Raw genomic sequence first — 22,745 nt, 5'->3', positions numbered from 1 at the left:
GACAGGGGTTTCAACCCCTGTCGGTCTGGCGGGATGACAGACAACACGAAAAGCGCGAAAATTCCCCAAGATAGGAAATGTAAAAACTCTATTAAATATCCACTTAACACAGCTATGAAATCAAACAGATCTACCAAATATTTAATTGTATTCGCTCTAATATTACTATCTACAACCACACTGCATCATACAACATTTGTCCGCGCCCAGGAGCCGCCACAAGTGCAAATTACCCAACCAGAACCAAACCCAGTAGTACCTGAAAGCATTTTCATGAGTCAACTTCCCAGTGGAGCACGACTGGTTGACATCCGCAGCGTAAATCCCAACATTCGGCTCGATATCCGATACGCCACTACTAACAATTTCTTGAAACGAAAACTTTACCCTATATCGAAATGCGCCTTGAGAAGTTCTGTTGCTCAACAGTTAGCGCTGGTTCAAACAGATTTGGAAAAAATCGGATTGGGTTTGAAAGTTTACGATTGCTACAGGCCTTTCTCTGTGACTAAGCAAATGTGGCAAGCTTGGCCAGATCCGCGCTATGTTGCTAATCCTGCTAGGGGTTCGCGGCACAATCGCGGTGCTGCTATTGATTTGACTTTAGTCGATCGCACTGGCAAAGAATTAGAAATGCCTACACCTTACGATGATTTTACCGAAAAAGCTCACGGAGATTATCAAGGGGGCAGCGCGGAATCTCGGAAAAATCGTCAAGTGCTTAAGGATGCGATGAAAAAACACGGATTTATGAGTATCACAACTGAATGGTGGCACTTTGATTCGGAAGATTGGCAGAAGTTTGCGATTCTGGATATATCACTTTCCGAGATTCCTTAATTACTGGAGTAGCGTCTACGAGGCACTACAAGATACAAGGGTTCGATCGTTCATCGGTTAATAGACCTCTTGCAAAAATAACTAGGACGGGCTCTGGGGCCCATCCCACAAGAAAAAATAACTCTTGTGGGATGGACCCCAGAGCCCGTCCAATAAATTTATGAAAAGGACTTTTGCAAGAGGTCTAATGAAGCTCTACATCGCACAAATCCCGCCGTCAGAAAGAATTGTGTTAGCAGGCGATCGCACCAGGAAAGTCGAGACCGCTTGCCAAAACCCTTCAATAACGTATTTAATACGCTGTAAAAATAAGTCGCGCTTCGGAATTTGTTCGGCAGTTAGCGTGGCATTGAAATATTGAATAAATGGATATTTTTCTCTGGTTAAGACGATTTCCGATACTTCTGCTGTCCTGCTCTTTTTTTACGAGCGATCGCTTCATAGGGATCTTCATCCCCTTCCGCATATTGCATCAACTCTGTCATAGACCAACCGATAGCATAGGCAAACTGAACTAACTTTTGCAATCTGGGATCGGCTTTGCCCTCGTTCCAGTTCACCAGCGTGTTGAATGCAACTCCTGTAATCCTTCCTAGTTCCCTAGAACTACCAACGCGCTCATCCTCCACCAACGCCTCTATTAACTGACCGAGACGTTTATGGATTCCAGTATTGATCGCTAGATTTTCCTCTACTTTTGTTGACATTCCTGTTTTCTACTAGCTAAGGAGTTACCGCAGGCATAATTGTATCCCCTGTATTATACCAGAATAACTCGTTTTACAGTCAATCAACGCCGCCCAAAATACAAACAAAGTCGGGATAGGGCATTGCCACGACTCGCTTGACTGACGACGCAGAGGGGACGTAAGACTACCGAAGGTAGCAGACCCCAAAAAAGCGTCAAGAATCATAGTTCGACTACGCTCACTAACCACCGCACATGAAAGGGCGATGAGTATGTCAACGCACTTGTACTAAAAATTCGTATTCGTACCCCCGGAAATTTGAGTCTAGTTGTAATGTGTAATTGCCAGTTACTGGCACTTTTCCAGTCCACTCTGTTTCATTGCCTTGATAAGGATCTCCGGCTAAAAGTTTGCCACGAGGAGTTAGAATTTGCGGGAAAACATCTTTCCGATTCCTAACAGTCATTGTTTGACCTTTTCGGGCGCGAATCCGGTAAGAGTGGGTGCCGCCGCCGATGATTCGACCTTTAACAATTGCCTCATCTCCTCCCGGTAGAAAATTAATCTGCTGGTTGACGTTAGAACAACTGCTTTCGGTGCGGTTTTTGGCAATCCAACCGGGCGGATCGGTAATTCGCAGCCAACCGTTTTGTTCTTCGGCGACTGAAACAAAGGTATTATTTTTAAGTTTTCCTACTATGTTGCTGCCCCTTACTTGGGGGATCGATCGCACATTTAGCGGTGGATTGGGATCGCTGACTACAGCCATACTGATTTTGCAACCAGAATTGGGCGGTGTGACAACTACTGGCTCACCTTTTGGCCCAGAGACTCCTGCAACTAGCGAGGATTGAAGTGCTGGTGTTTTTGCCGGTTGGGGTTGGGATTTCGGAGATTCTGCCGCTTGGGTTTGTGCTTGCAGAGGTTCTGGTTGCCGAGATTCAGGGTTGTTCCTCGGCCCTGCAATCTGGTTTCTGGTGGATGTCGGCGATTCAACGAGGGGAAGATGGGATTGTTTCATCGCACCCGACTGTATAGTTGCAACAGCTACTCCCACCGCTGTTGCAACTCCTGCTAAGCTTACTGTGATGATTTGACCCTTCGTAAATGACATAAAAAACCCTCTCTGTATCTATACTAATAATTTTTGTTTAGGAGTTGAGGCGATCGCCAGTTAATTTATAGTGGAAATACCTAGTGCGGGCCACAGGGTCAGGATTTTTAGATAAAATTTCATATCCATAATTGTCGCAATAATTTGAGTCAATATATACTGGACGCCTATACTGATGGTAATCTTGCTCTGGGTTATCGAAAATTTGGGTTTAAAACCCCGCCCTTCTAGGACGGCTTTACATTAATTTGAAGACCTTACAGAATATCTGATACAATGTAAGTATGACACAAAAAGCATTTAAGTACCGATTCTATCCAACTCCTGAGCAAGAAACTTTGCTGAGAAGAACGATGGGATGTACTCGATTAGTTTACAACCGTGCTTTAGCCGCAAGGACAGAAGCATGGTATGAACGTCAAGAGCGAGTCGGCTACTCGGAAACCTCAACAATGCTAACCAGTTGGAAAAAGCAGGAAGACTTGCAGTTTCTCAATGAAGTTAGCAGTGTGCCATTACAGCAAGGATTGAGACATTTACAAACTGCCTTTATTAATTTCTTTGCAGGAAGGGCAAAATACCCGAACTTCAAGAAAAAGCATCACGGCGGTAATGCTGAATTCACTAAAGCCGCTTTTAGGTGGAAAGATGGCAAAGTATTTTTAGCTAAATGTACTCAACCCTTGGATATCCGATGGAGTCGTCAACTCCCAGAAAGCGCAGAACCATCAACAATTACGGTGAAGCTCTCACCGTCTGGACGGTGGACTGTTTCTTTACTGGTAGATGTTGAGATAGCTGCATTACCGGCGTCTCCTAATCAAATTGGTTTGGATTTGGGTATTACTAGCCTGATCGCTTTGAGTAATGGCGAGAAGATTGTTAACCCTAAAACTTTCAAAGCAAAGCGCCGTAAGTTACGTAAAGCTCAAAAAGCGCTTAGCCGAAAGAAAAAAGGCTCTAAAAACCGCCACAAAGCAAGGTTGAAAGTCGCTAAAGTTCATGCAAAAATTAGCGAGGCTCGCAATGATTTTCTTCACAAGTTGACAACTCGACTGGTTCGTGAAAACCAAGTGATTGCAGTCGAGGATCTATCTGTGAAGAATCTGGTAAAAAATAGAAAACTCGCTCTCTCGATTAGTGATGCTAGTTGGGGGGAAATCGTCAGGCAACTTGAATATAAGTGCAACTGGTACGGTCGTACTTTTGTCAAAATTGACCGATGGTTTCCTAGCTCGAAGCGGTGTGGACATTGTGGACATATCGTTGACAAGCTGACTTTAAATATCAGAGAGTGGGATTGCCCTAAGTGCGGTACACATCACGATAGAGATGTAAATGCTGCTAAAAATATTCTTGCCGCAGGGCTTGCGGTGAATGTCTGTGGAGCGACTGTAAGACCCGAACAGAGTAAATCTGTTAAGGCTGGTGCTATGAAACAGAAACCTAAGTCGTGAGTCTTAGGAATCTCCGTCGCAGAGAGCGCGGAGTGGATGTCAATTGCGCGCAAATTTGCGAAGGTAAGCGTTCAGCGCGAGGTACATAAAATGTCAAAATTGATTCCTCTGAGATTGCAACAGCCTCGCGATCGATTGTTGGAGGAGGTGAAGCAGGAAGTCCAAGCAGGCCTCGCGCAGTCTTTGCACGCTGCTGTGCTCGCTAACCTCAGCCAAGACTCGCCTCCTGTTGGTGTTAACCGCTGTTGGGATGTGGAAGTGAAAGCGGGCAACCGTCCGAGTTTTCGGCTTCCTCCCACAGCAAGCATTGCCAAAGTGTTCGATCGCACCGGTGGCAAATTGGTAATTTTGGGAGCGACGGGTGCAGGCAAAACTACGACGCTGCTAGAATTAGCTCGCGTGTTAATTTCCCGCGCCCAAAAAGATGCTAGTTTGCCAGTACCAGTGCTGTTTGAACTCGGATCGTGGAAAGCAGAATCTGGGGCGATCGCAGATTGGTTAATTGCTCAACTTCAGTTCAAATACGGCATCTCTCCTGCGGTGGGCAAAAAATGGCTTGCCGCAAAACAATTGCTGCCTCTCCTCGACGGTTTGGACGAAGTAGAAACCCACCGCCAAAATATCTGCATTCAAGCAATTAATCAATTTGTTGAAAGCGAATTTAAACCCAAACATTTAGTAGCTTGCAGCAGTTTTGATGCTTACAAAAACTGCGAAAGTCGATTTCGCCTGCAAGCAGCGGTTTTATTGAAACCTTTAACAGAAACTAAAATTCAAAATTATCTGCTAGAAGCCCGAAGCCGCGAACTTTGGTACAGCATTGAGCACGAGCCGGAGTTGTTGAAATTGGCAAAAGTTCCCTTGCTTTTGAGCATGATGGCTCTGGCTTACGACGATATTTTAATTGAAGCTTGGAAGCGCATTATTTCCGCAGAAGAACAGCGCAAATATCTGTTAACTGCGTATATTCGCCACCAAATCACCGGCGAAGTCAAGCAGTATCCCAGAGGTAAGGAACTGCGGCCCGAACAAATTCGCCACTGGCTGGGATGGTTGGCGAGAAGGATGGAACAGGAAGGAATTCAAGAATTTTACCTCGATCGCATACCATCTAGCTGGCTGCAAACAGACGAGGAACGGCGCAAGTATCAGTTTGGAGTTAAGCTGGTTGGCGGGCTGATTTGGGTGCTTTTGGGATTAATTGCCAGCCTAGTCTCCGGGTCGATTTGGGGATTAATTGCCGGCGCTGTTGCTGCGGTAATTAGTGCTTTGTTGCCGGGACTTCCGGGGATTGAAAGTTTTATATTGCACCTTGTACTGTGGTCGAAGGGTTACATTCCTTGGGATTACAGGCGTTTTCTCGATGCTGCGAGCGATCGCTTGTTGCTGCAAAAAACTGGCGATCGGCGTTATCGATTTATTCACGATTTATTGCAAAAACATTTTTCGGAAATCTAAATGCCGGAGCTTGACAAAAACAAATATTTATGATATAAACTGGTCTCCTATAAGGTATGAGTTGGGACTCTTTTAACTAGAGGTATTTAACAAAAAAAAGAAATATAATAAATGGAACTGTGGAGGAACCGTAAATACCCACTAGCCAAATATTTGCCAAGCAAAAGGAAACTCAATGACTGTAAAATTCATTCTGAGCGAATACGTTGACAAAGCAATGGCGGAGGCGATGTATGACAAACTTGAAGATCGTAGCTTTGTTGGGAAAATTCCTGTTTGCAAGGGAGTCATCGCCTTTGGTTCAACTTTAAAGGAGTGTCAAAATGAGTTGCGCTCAACTTTGGAAGACTGGATTTTGCTAGGGTTAAAATTGCAACATCGAATGCCCGTCATTGACAATATTGATTTAAATAGGGAATAGCTTGTCAACTACCACACACTCATCCTAAAAAAAGTTTATGGTATTTTTGCCATCTGAAATAGCTGTTCTGCCGTAAATTCTAATCCCTCAAAAAGTGTATCTGTTAATAGCGTATCTCCCCTATAAGTCTGCAGTGCTGCATCGGGGTAAAAAACTGTAATGCTTCTCGCCTTGCTATCTACTACCCAAACCCGCAATACCTTAGCATCTAAATAATCTCTCGCTTTAGCAGCTAACTGACCGAAAGTTGGTTCTGGTGAAATAATTTCTATGACTAATTCTGGGACTACAGGACAGGCTTCATCTTGATTCCAGTCAGGAGATAAGCGTTCGTAAGAAACATATAAAAGATCGGGTACAGGCACCCAGTCTCGCCCCAGTCTGGTTAATCTTACCGCCCATTCTACACCAATTTCTCCCCGTTCCTCACCCCACTGTTCGAGGATTTTTATTAGGCTTCGGGTGAGGCGAGAATGAAATTTTTTAGGTGACATCTTCGGTACTGCTTGCTCGTCAATAAGTTCGTAGGTAATATCGCCTTCTCCTTCGCCAAGAGCGAAAAACTCTTCCAGAGTTAGTTGAGTTTTTGTCTGGAGCATAATATTCCTCTGCTGTGGGCAGGCAAGTTAGTATTATTTTAACTTCTTAAATATTCATTGACATAATACAAATGTTATGATAAAGATTGGGAAAATCTCAGGTTTTAACTGCCGAATTTGCGATCGCATCCTCATCGACACCCCCAAAAGGTTAATATTCTAGTCTGACCCTCCTGCAATCATTGCTTAATCTCCTATGGCAGAAACCTTACTTTTCAACGCCCTCCGCGAGGCGTTAGACGAAGAAATGGCCCGCGACTCCGCCGTATTCGTACTCGGCGAAGACGTAGGTCAATACGGCGGTTCCTACAAAGTCACCAAAGACCTCTACAACAAATACGGCGAACTTAGAGTGCTCGACACCCCGATCGCCGAAAATAGCTTTACAGGCCTGGCAGTAGGCGCAGCAATGACGGGGCTGCGGCCGGTCATCGAAGGCATGAACATGGGCTTTTTGCTGCTGGCCTTCAACCAAATTTCCAACAACGCCGGAATGCTGCGCTACACATCGGGCGGCAACTTCAAAATGCCAATGGTAATTCGTGGGCCCGGCGGCGTGGGCCGGCAACTCGGCGCCGAACACTCCCAGCGCTTAGAAGCATATTTCCAAGCAGTACCCGGTTTGAAAATAGTCGCCTGTTCGACTCCCTACAACGCCAAAGGACTCTTAAAATCAGCTATCCGCGACGATAACCCCGTTCTGTTTTTCGAGCACGTTCTTCTTTACAACCTCAAAGAAAATTTGCCAGAAACAGAATATTTAGTGCCGCTGGACAAAGCAGAAATTGTGCGATCGGGCAAAGATGTCACAATCGTGACATATTCGAGGATGCGACACCACGTCATGCAAGCCGTCCCCGCCCTGGTAAAAGAAGGTTACGATCCAGAAGTAATCGACCTAATTTCTCTCAAACCCCTGGACATGGAGACCATCGGCGCATCCCTTCGCAAAACTCACAAAGTAATTATTGTAGAGGAGTGCATGAAAACAGGAGGCATTGGTGCCGAACTAATTGCCTCAATCAGCGATCGATTTTTTGACGAACTCGACGCACCAGTTTTGCGCCTGTCTTCACAAGATATTCCCACACCTTACAACGGGAATTTGGAAAGACTGACCATTGTCCAGCCCAATCAAATTGTCGAGGCCGTCCAAAAAATGGTAGCTTTGCGAGTATAAATAGTCATCAGTCATTAGCCATTAGTCATTAGTTATCATTCTTTGGTTGTTCGCTAAAACTAACGATATCTGCCAGCAGGACATTGATGCTAAAACACGGATGCACAGATTGATTATTTCTTCCACCTAACTACTGACTAATGACCAATGACCAATGACTAATGACCAATGACTAATGACTAATAATTAAATATGCAAAAACAACGTTCCCTATTAGCCCTAATTTTTGTTTTAATCATCGCCGCCATTACTGTAATAGTAACAATTCCGACGCGGCTGGGATTAGACTTGCAAGGAGGGTCGCAACTCACAATTCAGGTAAAAACTACCCCCACAATTCCCAAAATTGACCAGGGAATGTTAGAAGCAGTGCGGCGGATTGTCGAAAACCGCGTCAACGGTTTGGGTGTTTCCGAAGCATTAGTCCAAACAGTAGGAGAAGACCAAATTCTCGTGCAGTTGCCCGGAGTAAATGACCCGCAGCAAGCAGAACGAGTTTTGGGCGGCACGGCAAAGCTAGAATTTCTGGAACAACTGCCTGGAACAGAAGCACAATTAGGCATTGAAAGGCAGTTGCAGCAGGAATTGCTGGTCAAACAAGCAGAATTGAAAACTAGCCCGAATGAGGCGGCTATTAAAGAAAATCAGGCTGCTTTGAAAAGAAGCAATGAGGCGATCGCCAAACTCTTCAAAAGCAGCGGCCTCGGCGGCGAAAACCTCAAAGACGCTCAACCTCAACCCTTGGCGGCTGGGAACAACTGGAACGTTGCTCTTGTTTTCGATTCCAAAGGAGGCGAACTATTTGCCCAACTCACTAAAAATTTAGCCGGCACCGGACGCAGTATCGGTATTTTCCTAGACGAAAGAATGATCAGTTCTCCAGTCGTCGGCGTTGAATTTGCCCAAACAGGAATTACTGGTGGGAGTGCCGTAATTCAAGGCAACTTTACAACGCAAGAAGCCAACGATTTAGCAGTGCAATTGCGGGGCGGCGCTTTGCCTGTGCCGGTCGAAATTGTAGAAAACCGCACCATCGGCGCTAGCTTGGGTAAAGACAGCATTCAAAGCAGTATTAACGCAGGTATCGGCGGCTTAGTTTTAGTCTTGATTTTCATGGTTGCCTACTATCGACTCCCCGGCGTAATTGCCAATATTGCGCTGTTAATTTATGCTCTATTAACTTGGGCAGCTTTCGTGCTTTTGGGAGTGACATTGACGCTGCCGGGAATAGCTGGTTTTGTGCTCAGCATCGGGATGGCTGTGGATGCTAACGTGCTGATTTTTGAACGCACGCGGGAAGAGTTGCGGGCGGGGAAATCGCTTTATCGATCGGTAGAATCGGGTTTTTACCGCGCTTTTTCCAGCATTTTAGACGGTAACGTCACAACAGTTATTGCTTGTGCTGCTTTGTTCTGGTTGGGCGCTGGTTTAGTTAAAGGGTTTGCTGTAACTCTGGCATTGGGGGTGGGAGTGAGTATGTTTACGGCGCTCACTTGCAGCCGCACTCTGCTGTTCGTAGTATTGAGCTTTCCAGCATTGCGGAAACCTCAGTGGTTCTGTCCCGGTTTGTCGAAAACTGCTAATAGCTAATGGGTAATTGGTAATTGGTAATTGGTAGTTGGTAATCGCTAAGAGTTGTCAGCTACAAACCGCTAAAAATTAGTTGTAAATTAATTACCAATGCCCAATGCCCAATGCCCCATGCCCAATGCCCAATGCCCAATTCCCAATGCCCAATTCCCAATTCCCGCTAAATTATGAAATTCAGTGTAATCAAACAGCGATCGCTCTGGTGGAGTATTTCCGCCGCTATAATCCTCGCAGGTATAGTGTCGATGGCGATTTCTTGGAGTCGTCCCGACATCCGCGCACCGCTGCGCCCAAGTTTAGATTTTGTCGGCGGCACTCGCCTGCAATTTGAGCTCGACTGCACGAAACCGGAAAATTGTAAACCCATCGATCTTGCTGCTGTCCGTGAAGTCCTGGACACCCAAGGTTTAGGTGGCAGCAGCCTTCAAGTTATCGGCAAAGAACAGCGCGGTTTGTCACTGCGAACAAAAACTTTGGATGTCGAACAGCGGACTAATTTGCAAACAGCTTTGAGCGAAAAGATAGGCACTTTTTCTCCTCAATCTACTCAAATCGATACGGTTGGGCCTACCCTCGGTAAACAATTATTTACTTCGGGATTGTTGGCTTTATTTCTTTCTTTTGCCGGAATTACGGTTTATCTAACATTCCGGTTTCAGTTGGATTATGCCTTTTTTGCTTTCGTTGCTCTATTCCACGACGTGTTGGTTACTCTTGGTGTTTTCTCGTTTTTGGGTTTAGTTCAAGGAGTGGAAGTTGACAGCTTATTTGTGGTCGCTCTCTTGACAATTATCGGTTTTTCTGTTAACGATACAGTCGTAATTTACGATCGCGTGCGCGAAGTAATCAAGCTAAATCCGGGACAGCCAATCAATCAAATTGTCGATGATGCTGTCATGCAGACGCTGGGAAGGTCAATTAACACAACGTTTACCACGCTGCTGACATTGTTTTCAATCTTTTTGTTTGGCGGCGAAACCCTCAAATACTTTGCTTTAGCTTTGATTGTCGGTTTTATTGCTGGTTCGTATTCGAGTATTTTCGTTGCCAGTACGCTGCTAGCTTGGTGGCGCAGTCGCACCGGTCACTCCATCCCCGTCCCCGCAGAAGGAATCAACCAGTCAGAGGAAGTTTAATTGACTGTTGACGGTTAACTGGTGACGGTTAACTGTTGACGGTTAACTGTTGACTGACTAATAATAAATCCTCAATAATCAATAACCAATGACAAATGAGAAATGACTAATAACTAATGACTAATGAAAGCGATGCAAATTTTCAAAGTGAAGTCCAAAGGCTTCACAAACTAACAGTTTACGGCCGCTGGTTAACTGTGATATTGCTGTGGATTAGCGTCGGTTCTTTGAGCATTTGGGGTTTGCGCCGCGAAATCGCTTTGTGGTTAGAACACTTCACTTGGGCGGCAGTGCGCTACGGTTTATCTTTTCATCGCTGGCCGACTCTCGGTTTGGGTTTGTGCTTGGGGATGACTTTAGGAGTGCTAACTTGGCAAAGTCGCAATATGGTGCGAGGATTGCCCCTGCGGGAAAAACAGGGTTTGGAACAACAAGTTCGCCGCATTCGCCAACAGGGGCCGAGTCATCCTTTGTGGAAGTGGGTTTGCAAAGGTTCGCGGTAGCCGACGGGCTTTATTCTTTAGTCTCAAGCGAGAGGAACGAAAGTTTGACAAGAAGCGGTTTCAACCGCCGAGTCCCTAACTTTTATTGCTTCTTCCTTCTTCCTTCTTCTTTCTTCCTTCTTCCTTTTTCTTTCTTCCTTCTTCCTTTTTCTTTCTTCCTTCTTCCTTTTTCTTTCTTCCTTCTTCCTTCTTCCTTCTTCCTTCTTCCTTCTTCCTTCTTCCTTCTTCCTTCTTCTATATCATGCAAAGCGAGGCAAAATCTGTGCTACGGAAGACTGTTGAAGCGGAATTTCGATCGCAAATTCTGCTCCTTTTCCCGGTTCCGAAAAGCACTTCAATGCGCCGCCGTGTTGGTTGACAACAATTTCATAGCTAATCGACAGTCCCAAACCCGTTCCTTGGCCGACCGGCTTAGTAGTAAAGAAAGGGTCAAACAACCGCTTCCGAACATCTTCTGCCATCCCCGGCCCGTTGTCAGAAATTTTAATTATTACCTTTTTTTTCTCAATTAATTCGGTGCGAATCCGAATCACAGGAATCAGGCGGGTAGAGTTAGAAAGTGATAATTGAGTCGTTGTACAAGACTGCTTTGGGTCGCCTAATTGCGACTTTTTAGGGTTGTTTTTATCGACATTTTCGTATGTATTAGACTCAAGAAGAGCGTAAATTGCATTAAGTAAAATATTCATAAATACCTGATTTAGCTGTCCGGGATAGCACTGCACCAGCGGCAAGTCGCTGTATTCTTTGTGAATTTCGATCGCCTCCTGCCCCGGTTTCGCTTTAAGCTGGCTTTGCAACAGCATAATCGTGTTGTTGATACCGTCGTGAATGTTGACCTGCTTCATTTCAGCTTCGTCTAATCTGCAAAAATTCCGCAGCGACAAAACGATGTCGCGCACTCTTTCTGCACCTTGCTGCATGGAATTTAAGACTCTTGGCAAGTCTTCTAGCAAATAATCGAGTTCGATTTTTTCAGCTTCCGCTGCAATTTCCGGTATGAATTCGGAACACTGCTGCCTGTAGATGTTGAGCATCTGCATTAAAGCTTGCGTGTATTCTTTAGCGTGGTGCAAATTGCTGTAGATAAAGCCGATAGGATTGTTGATTTCGTGAGCTACTCCTGCTACTAACTGCCCCAAAGAAGACATTTTTTCTGTTTGAATTAGTTGAGTTTGAGTGCGCTGAAGTTCCAGCAGGGCCAGTTCGAGCTGTTGGGCTTGATGTCTCAATTGCGCTTGCGACTCGCGCATTGCCACGGTTGATAACTCGTGAATTTGCAACTGAGAAAGCAGCAGTTGGTGTACGTCTAAAAGTTTGTAAGTTTCCGGTTCTACTTGTACTACAATTGGTTCGTGGATTAGTTCGGGCGATCGCTCCAAAGACTGCCGCACTGCCGTCACAATTGAGGTTTCGCGATCGAGAACCAACATATCAGTTTTAGTAAAGCGGTAGAGTATGAACAAAGGCTGTTGAGAAAATAACTCCAAGCTGTAGGGGCGGCTCATGTGTTCAAAATAACGCCGCCGCGAAATCATCCCTATAAACTTTCCTTGCTGAGTGATGATGATGCCCGGAACTAAAGGGTTTGCTTGAAAAATTTTAGCAACTTCGTCCCCCGGACACTCAGATTCTAGGAGAAAGTCGTACAGGGTTAATTCCTGTAGAGTCGATCGCAAACCAAGCGGCGATTTTAGGGGACTCAACCCGTCAGTTTCATACACTGCTCCCTCCTTTGGTAATTGGCAGTTGCGGTTGGCTGCTGGAGTCTTGCCTACTATTTAGACGGCATTTTCAACTCTTTTTATAGCTTAGTTATCAACTTCCCTCTGCTCCCTGGAATCCCGTTAATTCAGCAGGATTTTTTTGTCTTAAATCGTGCTGGTGTCCCCCGAAACGATATTGCAGGTTAGATTGATTTAACAGCAGACACCCCTTTGAAACTTGACTATGTAGTAAATTTTATATATCCAAGATTTGGCTAATCCGAATATAACAGTCATAACTATTTTTAATGTTTGATGACATTAACTTGGTTCAGATGGATAGACATCTGCGACCTGTGGCAGTACATTTCGTATTACCCCTTGCGTAAAATTATATTACAATAAGACAAGAATAGCGACAAATCGGCCGCCGATCGCCCGATTTTAAAATTCAGGCCAAACAGGTTTCCGGCAATTGCCAATTAATCTCAATTGTCAGTTTTTTTGCACAAATGCCGATCGCACTCAACCCGAAGATTGTATTGTAGGTAGTCTCCGAGCCAGGGACAGCCGATGGCGAGCAATTTGTCAAGTTCGGCAGCTTATACTTTAGCCGCATCGACACTCCAAAGTTTCACCGACGAAATTTTTCCCGGCAGATGCTAAAGTTGTGCGATCGCAACTAAAACTCACATTCCACACATCCCCTTAACCTGCCTTAAAAGTTTCCACAAAAGTACCGTCGGGGCACCAACTTGAAATTCAAATTCTGTCGCTGGCAAATCGGAGACGGAGAATCAAGAGGAAGCAGAAATAAATAATTCTATTGTACCCGAATTTTCCCCAACTTCAACTTCAATTTGACGAAATTGGTTTGGTTGCGGTAATATTTCGATCATTATTATTTCTCCTCCCCCTTGAGTTTAGGCAATTCTCATTAGAAACTCTAAGATGTTGATTTGAGGAACATCGGGGGGTGGGGTTTGCTTGGGCGATCGCACTGAGCTAAATTGAAATGACATTGGAGGAAAGTAAGCGACGGTTTCCATGTGCGGTTTCCCGAACTAGAGGTGGTAATTCTATACACGGCGGGGCGATCGTACTTTCAGTACAATGTCAGTATTTCAACCTGTACATTTGTTGAGTCTGAGTCTCTGAGAGTGTGAAAGTCGCTTTTATCCTTTGGCTGTCTGGATAGAAGGTTTTTCAAGGGTGGGGCGGTGCGAGGGCCAGAAGCAGACAGTTAACCAAACGGCACAAGGGAAGTCGGCCGCTAACGCCCACTGAGGAAGGAGTTTAGAATCTCACCGTCAAATCTCAATAGAGAAAAGCACCATAGCACCCCCAGCAATATCACCCAAAAGAATGATTGATTCAAAAAAAGTTGCGTGTTATATTTCAATATAATTCTATACAAAAATACTTTTACCTAAAAGGAGAACAAAAAATGGACACACCTACAGAACGCCTACAAGAACCAGTCGGGACAAGAGAACTCGAATCAATACCTGTATCTGACAAAGTTTCGGCCGACAAAATTAGTGAAGTTAATTTTGAAACGACTCCTTTAGAAACCCCTACTTATACTCAGGAAAAAGTTAGCGTCGAGGAGTTGAAGATTAACGGGGACGATTTGGTTGCTAAAGTTAAAGAACTGATTCACGAAGGAAATATCCGCCGCATCATTATCAAAAATGAAGAGGGACGGATTTTGGTAGAAGTTCCTCTGACGGTGGGAGTAGTCGGTGGAGTCATCGGTGCGGCCTTGTTTCCAGTCATTGCAGCAATAGGAGCGATAGGTGCATTAGTCGCTCACCTTACCATCATCATTGAAAGAACCGAGTAAAAAAACTCAGTTGTTAGTAAGGCTCCTGTCCGGTTAATATCCCGTAATCAAGCTTGTTGGTAGTGAGTACGACTATCATCTATTGATAAGCTGTTCAGCATTTAAATAGAATGTCAACAAACAATTCGCCGTCTTGTGGGGAGTAGGGGTTGGGCCAGAAAGCCCGCCCTGAATATGCAATTTAAATGCGTGACACCTTAGATGAGAAAAAACTTGTCTTTACTACTAAAAACTTAATTGTGGTTATCTAACCGGACTTGAACAAATTTCAAGCACAAACTGGCTTTATAAATATAGCAAGCCTTGCAGGAGTCGTAAAATTTTTACGACTCCTGCAAGGCTTGCTATATGCTTGCACAGCAAGCATTATAAATAACTCATTTAGCGGGTATTCTTTGTTGAAGTCCGGCTAATCCTATTCCTTTGGAGACTTGGGCAATCACTCTGGGGGTAGAGCCTGGTTAATATATTGGCGAGTTAGATTCGATACAAATGAAGGAAAAACCAAAAGTTCTCTAAACTCCCGAAGCAGAAAGCTGTTAAGCATTTAAACTGGGTATGAGCAAAACGCCAAATGCTTACACATGAATCTTGCCTGAATCTTGACAGTGAATCGAAGTAAGTGATTTAAATGCTGAACAGCTTAGCTCAAGTTTTCCAACCAGAGCATCTCCTACAGACAAATATTTTTTGAATAGTTGTGGCGAAGATAATTATGAAACCTAACGAAGAAAATAGCTCTAGCCGTGAAATTCATCAAGAAGTTCACACAGATGCAAGTAACGGTCACGTCAGTACAACGCGAACCACTACAAGTGTTCCGAGTACAACTGCGAAGGCTTCTAAAGAAGCAGCTCATCACCAAGGTTATGTACAGGGTCAAATGGCGGAAAACCACCGCCAACTTGGAGTCCAAGAAGTCCGCGATAATGAGAATGCTGGTCGCGGGTTACTGTTAGGAATTCTTCTTGCTTCTTTGGCAGGTTTAGTTCTGGGCAGTGTATATTACTTCAATCGGAGCGAGGAGGCTCCTACTCCTGCTTCTGCTCCTGTGATTGTTGTACCGAAAGCGAATCAACCTTCAGCAACACCTGCTCCGACTCGGACTATAGAGAGAGAAAAAACGATCATTCAAAAGATTGTTCCGGTTCCGGTTCAACCATCTCCAGCTCAAAAGGCTACGCCGAGTCCTCAACCAAGTCCAGCTCAAAAGGCAACTCCGGCTCCTCAACCAAGTCCGGCTCCCAATATCAATATTACAATTCCAAATTCACAGCAGCAAGATGCACCCGCTCAGCAAGCAGCGCCGTCTCCATCTTCGCCGTCAAATAATACCAATACTACGGTTCCGAATCCGCAGGATGAGCCAGCTTCCACTCCGCCAACTGCAGCACCTGAGAGTTCAGCTACTCCTTCTCCAACTCAAGATGAGGGCGCTCCTGGAGCAGGTACCAGCGGCGAAACTAATACCGAAAGCCGGAGCGAGTCTAATCCTACGGATACGGCTGTACCTGAAAGCAACTCCGGCGCAGAGGGTGCGACTGGTTCACCGCAATAGAAGTTGGATGTCGAATTAGTCCGCCTGGGGTTCCAACCCCAGACTCATAGCTAAAGTCCTTTAAAGCTGATATCTGGCACCAGTCTCAAGAACAGGCTTTTCGGCCTGTTCCACAAAGAGTAGATTTTATTGTGGAACAGGCATCTTGCGTCTCAAGAACAGGCTTTTCGGCCTGTTCCACAAAGAGTAGATTTTCTTGTGGGGTGGGCTTCTAGCCCGCCCAAAAAAGGATTATTGAGAATGGTGCAACATATTAGTTAAAGAGGACTTTTTTTTAGGGTTTAAAGTGAAATCTTGCACCATTATCAATAAGCCTGCTATAGGCGGAATCTCCTGCCCAAACCCTACTCCCCACAAGAAAACTCATTCTTTGTGAAACAGGCGCGAAAGCCTGTTAAGCGAGAATGGTGCAACATCTCAGACTAACCGGACATTGTGGCTGAACTCAAGAAACCTGGTTTCTGCGGTGGAAAACGTTTTAAGAGTGTGCCAACCTATCCTAAGAAACAGTTTGGTGAACTAATTTAACTTTCCCTAAAGCCGTCTTCCTGCTGTCAAAGAGTTTCATCACGCCGGAGGTGATGGTCTCGATGACATCGGGAGCGCAGTAAGAGAGAAACTCTTCCGAAGAAGTAGGATCTGCAAAAAACTCTTGAGCTTTCTTCAAAAAGTTTTCTGTTTCAGCAAAGCCGATAGATTTGATAATAAACGTAGAAACCGGGGAGTTTTTAATATCATAGCGCGATTCTTGATTGCGTCCTATTTCTAGCAGGTCTAACACTTCTCTTTGCAACTGACTGTCTAAGGGGTAGGCGCTCTGTCTGTTGGGCAAGTAATCCTCCAAAACCGAGGTTTTAAATCCTGGTGTACGCAATTCTCCCATCATAGTTGAAAGCGGAATATCGCGCCCCAAACGGTAGGAAAGAGCTTCTAAAATGGCGATAGTAATTAGCTTGACCCCCAGATAAAGTTTAGCAACTTCGATATTTTTGCGAGTTCTAGCAATCAGGTTAGCGTAGGTTGCATCGTCCGGCTCTTGCATAAACTGCTGGAAAACCAGTTCGGGTTTGAGGAAGTTCAAAAATCCTTCCATTTTTTGCAGAGACCTGCGATATCCGGCAACAGTATAGGAATTAACATTGGTCAATTCGTGGTTGGTTTCTGGCATCAAATTCCAGGTATTGTCTAAAAAATTAGAGGAATTGGGAGAGGCAAAATTCTCTACATCCCGATTGGCTAACCTGACAGCACGCTTGACAATTTCTACGATTTGGGCATCGCTCCATCCCAAGTTAAAATCGCGGTTCGCACTTACCAAACGCTGGTGCAAAAGTTCGATCGCGCTCAAACCGCTGGGCGAAACGGGACGAAAAGGGATAGTAGCTTCGATGCAAGCGGCGATTTCGGCGATCGTACTAGCTGGCAAAAAAGGCTCCAAAGATTTGGCAGCAATAACGGCACTCAAAAATTCGTTTTGGCCGCCAAACGGAGAGAGAGTCTTGCCGGGAATAAACCCAAATACTGAGGCCACTAGGTGATACATGGCATCGTCGGGCAGTTCGGTTTCATTTCTAATAACTAACTGCGATCGCACCTCTTTGACAAAAGGACAAAGGGCGCTGCTAATATTGAAACTAACGCCCTGATCGACTTGCACGTACACGAGGTCGTGAAACAACGCAGCCAGCACCTCGATCGGATCGACTGACCCCCCGACCTCAAAAATGTGTTCCGACGTGTGAAAGTAGCGCCAAGGCCCTCTCATCGTTTGAATAATTAGCTCAGCTATCTGCTCCAGCTTTGGAATGTCTACTCGACCTCCCAATTGCTCGATCGAGCTTACCAAGCAATCCAAGCACCGTTTTTGTTCTGCCAAAAGCTCCATTTACACACCTCCAGTGCATTCCCTGATTGTCTTGCGCTTGATTGAATGGTATCAAAACGCGCTGCGATCGTGCCATAATTCGTCACTCAAAAATTTCAAATTTTAGGGTGAAACAGAGAGAGGGGGCGAGAGAAAGAGGAAGAGCGAGGAAGAGCGAGGGAGAGCGAGGGAGAGAGAGAGCGAGAAATTAAATATTAAAAATTCTGCCGTTGTGGATCTTCGGGCAACTTGGGCGATCGGTATCATAAATTACAGTAAAAATGACAAAAAGTGGGTAAAAACTTGATGAATTTTTGATGAAATTATGAGGAATTTTTGACAAAAGCTGTGGGTGGGTGGCATTGACACCAGCTTCAAGCTGCAGTGGTCTAAATACTGCGTGTAGCCTCAGAATAAGATTCCTAGACGTGCTGATAAACCTCTTGATATTTGCGCTGATACACTTGAGTTGATTAGCTTTCGGGCAGTTGGTCTAAAGCTTCCTATCGCCACTTTAACTGCTGCCTTGGTTTGCTGTCGCATCCCCAATCTAACACTAACAGAACTTACACAAGTGTCACCAGTGATCCGGGCACTATGCAGCACAAAATCCGACAATAAACATGGGAAAATCGGGGCGTTTCAGTGGCTCAATTAAATAATTGGACAACATCAATCCAGCTTAAATACCCCCTTAATCCCTCAGTCCCCCTCGGCTGGGACTTTGTATGTTTAGAAGCGATTTAAATCGCCGAATCAACTGTTATATTCCCAACTTCTTTAAGAAGTCGGGTATCGGGGTCTTGTGTGTTTTGAGCCGTTGCTGACCAAGAATTTCAAAGGTGGTACCCCCCACGTGATTTATCCGTGGAATCAATCCAAAATCGAAAATCGAAAATCCTCAAGAAAGAGCATTTATCCGTGGGGTCGCCTCTAAAATCTAAAATCTAAAATCTAAAATCGATTGACTTACTGCATCCGATCGATCGTCCGATACTGCACCGCCTCCGCCACATGATTCGTTTTCAAGCTTTCATCCCCCGACAAATCAGCAATAGTTCTAGCAACCTTCAAAATGCGATCGCTCCCCCTCGCCGACAGCCCCAACTTCCGAATCGCCATCTCCAATAAATTCCGAGAAGCATCATCCAACTGACACCATGTGTTAATGTGACTGCTTTGCATCTGGGCATTACAGCGCAAACTAGATTCCGACTGAAAACGGCGAGTTGCGAGTTCTCGCGCCCGCTGCACCCTCACCCGCACCGGTTCCGACTCCTCCCCCGTCGGCTGTCGCGTAATTTCCTCGGGTTTCAAACGATTTACGGCCACTTGCAAATCAATCCGATCCATCAAAGGCCCCGAAAGTTTTGCCCAATATTGCTCCCTCTTTTGCGGCGAACAAGTACACTGTTGAATCGAATCGCCGTAATAACCGCAAGCGCAAGGATTCGTACTAGCAACTAAAGTGAATTGCGCCGGAAACATCACCGATTGTCTAGTTCGAGAAATCGTCACATAACCATCTTCCAGCGGTTGTCGCAAAAACTCCAAAACATCTCTTTTAAACTCAGTTAATTCATCCAAAAAAAGAATGCCGCGATGTGCTAAAGAAATTTCACCCGGACGCGGAAAACTGCCGCCACCTACCAAAGAAGGCCCAGATGCCGAATGGTGAGGACTGCGAAAAGGTCGATCGCCCACCAAGCTTCCCTTATCCTTCAACAACCCAGCCACCGAATGAATCTGAGTCACATCCAAAGCTTCATCAAAAGTCAGCGGCGGCAAAATACCCGGCAAACGCCTCGCCAACATAGTCTTACCGCTCCCTGGCGGCCCCACAAAAATTAAATTGTGTCCCCCCGCCGCCGCAATTTCCAAAGCCCGCCGCGCGTGAATTTGCCCCTTTACATCCTTTAAATCAAGGCCAGAAAACCGCGTTTTAGCTAATTCTTCTCGACCGTTTACTTCTACAGGCGAATAAACTTCAGGATTGTTCAAAAAATCAGTAACTGCAAAAATATTCTCAAAACCATAAACAGATATTCCGTGCACCAAAGCCGCTTCTTGCGCGTTACCAGCCGGTACAACCAACCCCGAAATACCCATTTTTTGAGCAGCAGCGGCGATCGGCAAAACCCCAGCCACAGGCCGTAAACTCCCATCTAAAGAAAGTTCCCCTAAAAACAAATAATCTCCCAAAAGTTGACCGCTGACTTGTTCGGATGCTGCTAAAATGCCAATGGCGATCGGCAAATCAAAACTCGGCCCCTCCTTCCGCAAATCCGCCGGAGTCAAATTAATCACAATACTCCGCATCGGAAAAGCATATCCAGAATTTTTTAGCGTAGCCTTAACCCTTTCTTTAGCTTCTTGCACCGCAGAATCGGGCAACCCCACAACGACGATTTTCGGTAGCCCCCCTGACACATCAGCCTCAACACCCACCTTTACCGCGTCAATTCCAACGATCGATGCACTCCAAACCCTAGCAAGCATTTTTCTTTATCCTTAATTTGCCTGTCCTTGATTCATCATCTATTATGATTAACAATGACTAATGAATATCGGGAGAGGCAAGAAAACTTTTCCTTGCCTCTTCTTTTTCTCCTCTTCCCTCTCTCCTGCTGCCTCTTCCCTCTTCCCACTTCCCCTTCTCCCTTCCCACTTGGGCCTTCCCTCTTCCCACTTCCCACTTGGGCCTTCTTCCCTCTTCCCCCTTCCGCCTTCTTCCTTCTTCCTTCTTCCTTCTTCCTTCGTTCGTTAACACCCATGACAACTCAAGAAACGCTTTTCAGCAAAATCATCCGCAAAGAGATTCCCGCAGACATCGTTTATGAAGACGACTTGGCCCTCGCGTTCAGAGATATCCATCCGCAAGCACCCGTCCACATCCTCGTCATTCCCAAACAGCCTATTGCCAAATTAGCCGATGCCGAATCGGGAGATCATGCTCTCATGGGACACTTGCTGCTGACTGTCAAACGGGTAGCAGAACAACTCGGACTTAGCAACGGCTATCGCGTCGTCATTAATAGCGGCAGCGACGGCGGTCAAACTGTAGACCACCTGCACCTTCACATTCTCGGCGGACGGCAGATGAAGTGGCCCCCAGGCTAAAGCCTAATTTTTACGCAGAAATTGCGGACTCATCCTCAGAAATCCGGTTGATTTCTATTGCCCAGCGCTTCAGAAACCGGGTTTCTTTTTTCGTCAATAAACCGGGTTGATTGGCTCTTATTGAGAATGGAGCCCGATCGCACTTGAAACCAGGTTTTCACTATTCTCCCGATAAAATTTCCCCTCGCAGAATCCACCGGGTATTTGTGAATAAATATTAAAAATCATCTCTTCACGACCTAATTAACAGATATTTAAAGACAAAGAGAATCGACCTGAACAAAAAACAATGCTCGAACTGCTGAACCAAGCTACAGCCAATAGATTCAGTTATTCAGGTCGCTGTATTTAACCCGTTTTGCTTGTAATATTACTTTGTAAAAAACTATAAATATTTACCAAGAATCCAATTTTTGTAAATGTTTGTAAAATATTTAAATTGTCAGCAGTAATCCCTTGGCAAACTTTAGTGAATGGTGTTACTAATATAAGCGTGGGGCATCCCCACAACGAACCTTGAAAATTCAATTAAGCAATCATAAACCAAGTCAGTAACTCAGGGCTAAAGCCACTGAGCTTGTAAGAGAAATCAAGCAAGCTGTATTGACCAGCCTAAGTCTTCACTGACTACGTTATTGGGGTCATAACACCGGAAAATGCGACGCTAGTTTTCCGCTCTGTTGTTTACAGTTAAACAGCCTTAAAGTCACTCTCGACAGTGCTGTAAGCGTGACAAGCCCCGATAACCTTGGCGAAGCGAACATTACCCCGAAAAGGAGATTGAGGCAACCATACCTCACCGGAGAGGCAACCATACCTCTCCAACCCCGCAAGGGATTCAAGGCGGTTGAAACCGCCGAGTCGTTTCCCACTTACCGAAAGTTTCTTATGACAACAACCGTACAGCGTCGCGAAAACGCCAACGTTTGGGAGCAGTTTTGCAACTGGGTAACTAGCACGGAAAACCGGATTTACATCGGTTGGTTCGGCGTCTTGATGATTCCTACCTTGCTGAGTGCCACCATCTGCTACATCATCGCCTTCATCGCTGCTCCTCCTGTGGACATCGACGGCATCCGCGAACCAGTTGCTGGTTCCTTGATGTACGGCAACAACATCATTAGTGGTGCTGTTGTTCCTTCATCGAATGCGATCGGGCTTCACTTCTATCCCATCTGGGAAGCAGCTTCCCTCGATGAGTGGTTGTACAACGGCGGCCCCTACCAATTGGTAGTATTTCACTTCCTGATTGGCATTTTCTGCTACATGGGTCGTGAATGGGAATTGTCCTACCGCTTAGGTATGCGTCCTTGGATCTGCGTCGCTTACTCTGCACCAGTTGCAGCAGCCACCGCAGTATTCTTGATCTACCCGATCGGACAAGGCAGCTTTTCTGACGGTATGCCCTTGGGTATCTCCGGCACATTCAACTTTATGATCGTGTTCCAAGCCGAGCACAACATCCTGATGCACCCCTTCCATATGTTGGGAGTTGCTGGTGTCTTCGGCGGTGCTCTGTTCTCCGCCATGCACGGTTCCTTGGTAACATCTTCTTTGGTTCGCGAAACAACCGAAACTGAATCTTTGAACTACGGTTACAAATTCGGTCAAGAAGAAGAAACCTACAACATCGTTGCAGCCCACGGCTACTTCGGTCGTTTGAT

At 45.5% G+C, this 22,745-nt stretch carries 20 protein-coding genes; 12 read left to right on the top strand and 8 right to left on the bottom strand.

Annotated elements, in window-relative coordinates:
* The first annotated feature begins 114 nt into the window (after nucleotides 1-114).
* On the top strand, nucleotides 115-840 hold the full coding sequence (locus tag QT990_RS17960; RefSeq protein WP_333141761.1) for a M15 family metallopeptidase: 726 nt from the start codon (nucleotides 115-117) through the stop codon (nucleotides 838-840).
* Between the two features lie 383 nt (nucleotides 841-1,223).
* Here QT990_RS17960 and QT990_RS17955 read toward each other — a convergent pair whose 3' ends face one another.
* The gene (locus QT990_RS17955) at nucleotides 1,224-1,547 is read right to left on the bottom strand and encodes a transcriptional regulator (RefSeq protein WP_333141759.1); all 324 of its coding nucleotides are present in this window, start codon (nucleotides 1,545-1,547) and stop codon (nucleotides 1,224-1,226) included.
* Nucleotides 1,548-1,803: 256 nt separating this feature from the next.
* Complete coding sequence (locus QT990_RS17950; RefSeq protein ID WP_333141757.1) at nucleotides 1,804-2,643, bottom strand: SH3 domain-containing protein; 840 nt, start codon at nucleotides 2,641-2,643, stop codon at nucleotides 1,804-1,806.
* Nucleotides 2,644-2,927: 284 nt separating this feature from the next.
* Here QT990_RS17950 and QT990_RS17945 point away from each other — a divergent pair, with 284 nt between their 5' ends.
* From QT990_RS17945 to QT990_RS17935, 3 genes are all read left to right on the top strand, one after another.
* Nucleotides 2,928-4,100 carry an RNA-guided endonuclease TnpB family protein gene (locus QT990_RS17945; protein ID WP_333141755.1) on the top strand — a complete coding sequence of 391 codons (1,173 nt, stop codon included), beginning with the start codon at nucleotides 2,928-2,930 and terminating at the stop codon, nucleotides 4,098-4,100.
* A gap of 90 nt (nucleotides 4,101-4,190) precedes the next feature.
* A complete protein-coding gene (locus QT990_RS17940; RefSeq protein WP_333141753.1) occupies nucleotides 4,191-5,558 on the top strand; it encodes an NACHT domain-containing protein in 1,368 nt (455 codons plus the stop codon).
* Between the two features lie 175 nt (nucleotides 5,559-5,733).
* Nucleotides 5,734-5,979, top strand: coding sequence for a type II toxin-antitoxin system HicB family antitoxin (locus QT990_RS17935; RefSeq protein WP_333141751.1), 246 nt, complete (start codon nucleotides 5,734-5,736; stop codon nucleotides 5,977-5,979).
* Nucleotides 5,980-6,014: 35 nt separating this feature from the next.
* On the opposite strand, the gene QT990_RS17930 is transcribed toward QT990_RS17935, so the two are convergent.
* The gene (locus QT990_RS17930; protein WP_333141749.1) at nucleotides 6,015-6,578 is read right to left on the bottom strand and encodes a Uma2 family endonuclease; all 564 of its coding nucleotides are present in this window, start codon (nucleotides 6,576-6,578) and stop codon (nucleotides 6,015-6,017) included.
* Between the two features lie 196 nt (nucleotides 6,579-6,774).
* Here QT990_RS17930 and QT990_RS17925 point away from each other — a divergent pair, with 196 nt between their 5' ends.
* The 4 genes from QT990_RS17925 to QT990_RS17910 all read left to right on the top strand — a co-directional run bounded on the left by QT990_RS17925 (nucleotide 6,775) and on the right by QT990_RS17910 (nucleotide 10,987).
* Nucleotides 6,775-7,758: an alpha-ketoacid dehydrogenase subunit beta gene (locus QT990_RS17925; protein WP_333141747.1), complete on the top strand. Its 984-nt coding sequence runs from the start codon at nucleotides 6,775-6,777 to the stop codon at nucleotides 7,756-7,758.
* Nucleotides 7,759-7,950: 192 nt separating this feature from the next.
* Nucleotides 7,951-9,348, top strand: coding sequence for a protein translocase subunit SecD (gene secD / locus QT990_RS17920; RefSeq protein WP_333141745.1), 1,398 nt, complete (start codon nucleotides 7,951-7,953; stop codon nucleotides 9,346-9,348).
* 167 nt (nucleotides 9,349-9,515) lie between these two features.
* Complete coding sequence (secF, locus tag QT990_RS17915; protein ID WP_333141743.1) at nucleotides 9,516-10,484, top strand: protein translocase subunit SecF; 969 nt, start codon at nucleotides 9,516-9,518, stop codon at nucleotides 10,482-10,484.
* A 116-nt stretch (nucleotides 10,485-10,600) separates the two neighbouring features.
* On the top strand, nucleotides 10,601-10,987 hold the full coding sequence (locus QT990_RS17910) for a hypothetical protein (RefSeq protein WP_333141741.1): 387 nt from the start codon (nucleotides 10,601-10,603) through the stop codon (nucleotides 10,985-10,987).
* An 82-nt stretch (nucleotides 10,988-11,069) separates the two neighbouring features.
* Here QT990_RS17910 and QT990_RS17905 read toward each other — a convergent pair whose 3' ends face one another.
* Complete coding sequence (locus QT990_RS17905) at nucleotides 11,070-11,234, bottom strand: hypothetical protein (protein ID WP_333141739.1); 165 nt, start codon at nucleotides 11,232-11,234, stop codon at nucleotides 11,070-11,072.
* Complete coding sequence (locus QT990_RS17900) at nucleotides 11,227-12,711, bottom strand: ATP-binding protein (protein ID WP_333141737.1); 1,485 nt, start codon at nucleotides 12,709-12,711, stop codon at nucleotides 11,227-11,229. The genes QT990_RS17905 and QT990_RS17900 overlap by 8 nt, the downstream gene beginning before the upstream one ends.
* Before the next feature lie 1,429 nt (nucleotides 12,712-14,140).
* On the opposite strand from QT990_RS17900, the gene QT990_RS17895 reads away from it, so the two are divergent.
* Together QT990_RS17895 and QT990_RS17890 are read left to right on the top strand one after the other, a co-directional pair.
* On the top strand, nucleotides 14,141-14,539 hold the full coding sequence (locus QT990_RS17895) for a DUF4342 domain-containing protein (RefSeq protein WP_333141735.1): 399 nt from the start codon (nucleotides 14,141-14,143) through the stop codon (nucleotides 14,537-14,539).
* A gap of 715 nt (nucleotides 14,540-15,254) precedes the next feature.
* Complete coding sequence (locus tag QT990_RS17890) at nucleotides 15,255-16,097, top strand: hypothetical protein (RefSeq protein ID WP_333141732.1); 843 nt, start codon at nucleotides 15,255-15,257, stop codon at nucleotides 16,095-16,097.
* A 499-nt stretch (nucleotides 16,098-16,596) separates the two neighbouring features.
* Here QT990_RS17890 and QT990_RS17885 read toward each other — a convergent pair whose 3' ends face one another.
* The 3 genes from QT990_RS17885 to QT990_RS17875 form a co-directional block, all read right to left on the bottom strand.
* The gene (locus QT990_RS17885; protein WP_333141730.1) at nucleotides 16,597-17,982 is read right to left on the bottom strand and encodes a hypothetical protein; all 1,386 of its coding nucleotides are present in this window, start codon (nucleotides 17,980-17,982) and stop codon (nucleotides 16,597-16,599) included.
* Nucleotides 17,983-18,930: 948 nt separating this feature from the next.
* Entirely contained in the window at nucleotides 18,931-20,460 is a 1,530-nt protein-coding gene (locus QT990_RS17880; protein WP_333141728.1) for a YifB family Mg chelatase-like AAA ATPase, read from the bottom strand.
* 35 nt (nucleotides 20,461-20,495) lie between these two features.
* Complete coding sequence (locus tag QT990_RS17875; RefSeq protein WP_333141726.1) at nucleotides 20,496-20,735, bottom strand: hypothetical protein; 240 nt, start codon at nucleotides 20,733-20,735, stop codon at nucleotides 20,496-20,498.
* On the opposite strand from QT990_RS17875, the gene QT990_RS17870 reads away from it, so the two are divergent.
* Together QT990_RS17870 and QT990_RS17865 are read left to right on the top strand one after the other, a co-directional pair.
* The gene (locus QT990_RS17870; protein WP_006631073.1) at nucleotides 20,734-21,081 is read left to right on the top strand and encodes a histidine triad nucleotide-binding protein; all 348 of its coding nucleotides are present in this window, start codon (nucleotides 20,734-20,736) and stop codon (nucleotides 21,079-21,081) included. The two genes, QT990_RS17875 and QT990_RS17870, sit on opposite strands and share 2 nt — an antisense overlap.
* 888 nt (nucleotides 21,082-21,969) lie before the next feature.
* Nucleotides 21,970-22,745: photosystem II q(b) protein (locus tag QT990_RS17865; protein ID WP_333465576.1), on the top strand; the 776-nt coding region annotated here is incomplete at its 3' end.

It is taken from the genome of Microcoleus sp. T3_B1 (assembly GCF_036700445.1).
In the GTDB taxonomy this organism is placed as follows: Bacteria; Cyanobacteriota; Cyanobacteriia; order Cyanobacteriales; family Microcoleaceae; genus Microcoleus.
The sequence above is the reverse complement of the archived record's forward strand: the minus strand, read 5'-3'. Positions and strand labels throughout refer to the sequence as shown.

Bases quoted from the DNA above. Each gene is read 5' to 3' on its own strand.
- QT990_RS17925 (WP_333141747.1), top strand. From the start codon at position 6,775: ATGGCAGAAACCTTACTTTTCAACGCCCTCCGCGAGGCGTTAGACGAA.
- QT990_RS17885 (WP_333141730.1), bottom strand. From the start codon at position 17,982: ATGGAGCTTTTGGCAGAACAAAAACGGTGCTTGGATTGCTTGGTAAGC.
- QT990_RS17935 (WP_333141751.1), top strand. From the start codon at position 5,734: ATGACTGTAAAATTCATTCTGAGCGAATACGTTGACAAAGCAATGGCG.
- secF (WP_333141743.1), top strand. From the start codon at position 9,516: ATGAAATTCAGTGTAATCAAACAGCGATCGCTCTGGTGGAGTATTTCC.
- QT990_RS17945 (WP_333141755.1), top strand. From the start codon at position 2,928: ATGACACAAAAAGCATTTAAGTACCGATTCTATCCAACTCCTGAGCAA.
- QT990_RS17955 (WP_333141759.1), bottom strand. From the start codon at position 1,547: ATGTCAACAAAAGTAGAGGAAAATCTAGCGATCAATACTGGAATCCAT.
- secD (WP_333141745.1), top strand. From the start codon at position 7,951: ATGCAAAAACAACGTTCCCTATTAGCCCTAATTTTTGTTTTAATCATC.
- QT990_RS17890 (WP_333141732.1), top strand. From the start codon at position 15,255: ATGAAACCTAACGAAGAAAATAGCTCTAGCCGTGAAATTCATCAAGAA.
- QT990_RS17950 (WP_333141757.1), bottom strand. From the start codon at position 2,643: ATGTCATTTACGAAGGGTCAAATCATCACAGTAAGCTTAGCAGGAGTT.
- QT990_RS17895 (WP_333141735.1), top strand. From the start codon at position 14,141: ATGGACACACCTACAGAACGCCTACAAGAACCAGTCGGGACAAGAGAA.
- QT990_RS17875 (WP_333141726.1), bottom strand. From the start codon at position 20,735: ATGGGTGTTAACGAACGAAGGAAGAAGGAAGAAGGAAGAAGGAAGAAG.
- QT990_RS17880 (WP_333141728.1), bottom strand. From the start codon at position 20,460: ATGCTTGCTAGGGTTTGGAGTGCATCGATCGTTGGAATTGACGCGGTA.
- QT990_RS17960 (WP_333141761.1), top strand. From the start codon at position 115: ATGAAATCAAACAGATCTACCAAATATTTAATTGTATTCGCTCTAATA.
- QT990_RS17930 (WP_333141749.1), bottom strand. From the start codon at position 6,578: ATGCTCCAGACAAAAACTCAACTAACTCTGGAAGAGTTTTTCGCTCTT.
- QT990_RS17940 (WP_333141753.1), top strand. From the start codon at position 4,191: ATGTCAAAATTGATTCCTCTGAGATTGCAACAGCCTCGCGATCGATTG.
- QT990_RS17870 (WP_006631073.1), top strand. From the start codon at position 20,734: ATGACAACTCAAGAAACGCTTTTCAGCAAAATCATCCGCAAAGAGATT.
- QT990_RS17910 (WP_333141741.1), top strand. From the start codon at position 10,601: ATGACTAATGAAAGCGATGCAAATTTTCAAAGTGAAGTCCAAAGGCTT.